3 protein-coding genes are annotated in these 1,306 nt (G+C 36.9%); 2 read left to right on the top strand and 1 reads right to left on the bottom strand.

Translation table 11 applies throughout. From position 1 onward, the window contains the following. A partial coding sequence (locus tag AC1DPZ_RS27360) for a hypothetical protein (protein ID WP_477409460.1) occupies positions 1-339 on the bottom strand: 339 nt, incomplete at its 3' end. Positions 340-529: 190 nt separating this feature from the next. Here AC1DPZ_RS27360 and AC1DPZ_RS27355 point away from each other — a divergent pair. Both AC1DPZ_RS27355 and AC1DPZ_RS27350 read left to right on the top strand, forming a co-directional pair. Next, positions 530-724, top strand: a complete 195-nt coding sequence (locus AC1DPZ_RS27355; protein ID WP_477409458.1) for a hypothetical protein — start codon at positions 530-532, stop codon at positions 722-724. Between the two features lie 84 nt (positions 725-808). After that, a complete protein-coding gene (locus tag AC1DPZ_RS27350; RefSeq protein WP_477409456.1) occupies positions 809-1,219 on the top strand; it encodes a hypothetical protein in 411 nt (136 codons plus the stop codon). The last annotated feature ends 87 nt before the right edge of the window (positions 1,220-1,306 follow it).

Below are 1,306 nucleotides of genomic sequence, written 5' to 3'. Positions count from 1 at the left end.
ATTATATACTTCTACACCCGATGCGGTGGCTATAATTTCAAACATCGGAATCCCCTCCTCTGCTTTATTTACTGTATTATTTTCTTGATTTGTTGTGGTTTTCTTGGTGTGTAAAAAATCTTTATATTTTTCTTTAAAAATTCTGAATTTTTCCGGATCGATATTTTGCCGGCTTTTTACAATTTCAGTAATAGAACTGGGCGAATTAAAGCCCAGCACTTCGGCAAGTTGTGCGTTGCCTGTAAAAGCCTTTCCCCTGAGTTGGTTATAAAGAATAATAAACTCCAGGGTTTCCGGACGGATGGTTTTGATTTTACCGGGTTTTGATGCATTATCCATGATAATAATTAATTAAAGATTTTTCTTGATTGTTACAAAGATTATTCTTTATATTTGTCCTGTTGATATTTACTAAAGTAATATAAATTTAGTAAAAAACAAATTTTATTACACAGAATTTAAAGAAAATTAATACAGAGATACTGTGTGCAAGAATAAAGAAAAACGCGTTAACTAATTACATAAAAAAATGCATATAGCTTACTCAGCCATCCAACGGGAAGAAACTAACAGTGCCCAATATTCATGTACRTCCAATGATGATACCTGCCAGCATGAGCCGCTCTTGCGCTACCAGGCCTACCAGGCCGCCTGCAAAAAGCTTGATAAAGAGATTGTTGCCATACAAAAGTACCTCCCGGGCTGGATGCCCGCTTTCAGGTAAGCTTTGCCGGTACGCAGGCGGTTAAAAGATTACCCCGGGTTAAGATCAATAAACCGATGAACAAACAAACTAAAAATAAATAAAATGAAAATCGCACAAAAATTAAAAGACCAGCTATGGTGGATGATTATCTCTGTTGATTACGATTACAGCCGGATAGCTATTGCAGACCACGACCTTAATGATGAAATCCTCACAATTTGGCTGGAGGACAAACAGGATTTTAAAAATTCGCTTGATGAATGCCTGCAACTGGATATCAAAGCACGAGAATTTGCCAAAATAATTAAAGGCGAAAATCTAAACAGCTATGAGGGAAGTAAAATGCATCCAACAAAAAACTTTGTTTACAGGGCCCGTATCGAAATAAATGCTCCCCTTAAATGGTATAAGGAAGATGCTTCAAATATAGAGCAGCAATGGGCGCGCGAGGCTACCTTAAAAGCTATACTTACCCAGCTTGTAGAAACCGAGGCAGCTGGAAGTTATGAATAGTGTATGCTAAATGGCATTTAAAACATATTTAATATGGCTTTCAAATCAAGTCACATTGCAACGAGTTCGGTCATAACTACCTATCTG

The organism is Mucilaginibacter sp. P4_G9 (genome assembly GCF_056400985.1).
This window is presented reverse-complemented; position numbering and strand designations above follow the sequence as displayed.

Bases quoted from the DNA above. Each gene is read 5' to 3' on its own strand.
- AC1DPZ_RS27350 (WP_477409456.1), top strand. From the start codon at position 809: ATGAAAATCGCACAAAAATTAAAAGACCAGCTATGGTGGATGATTATC.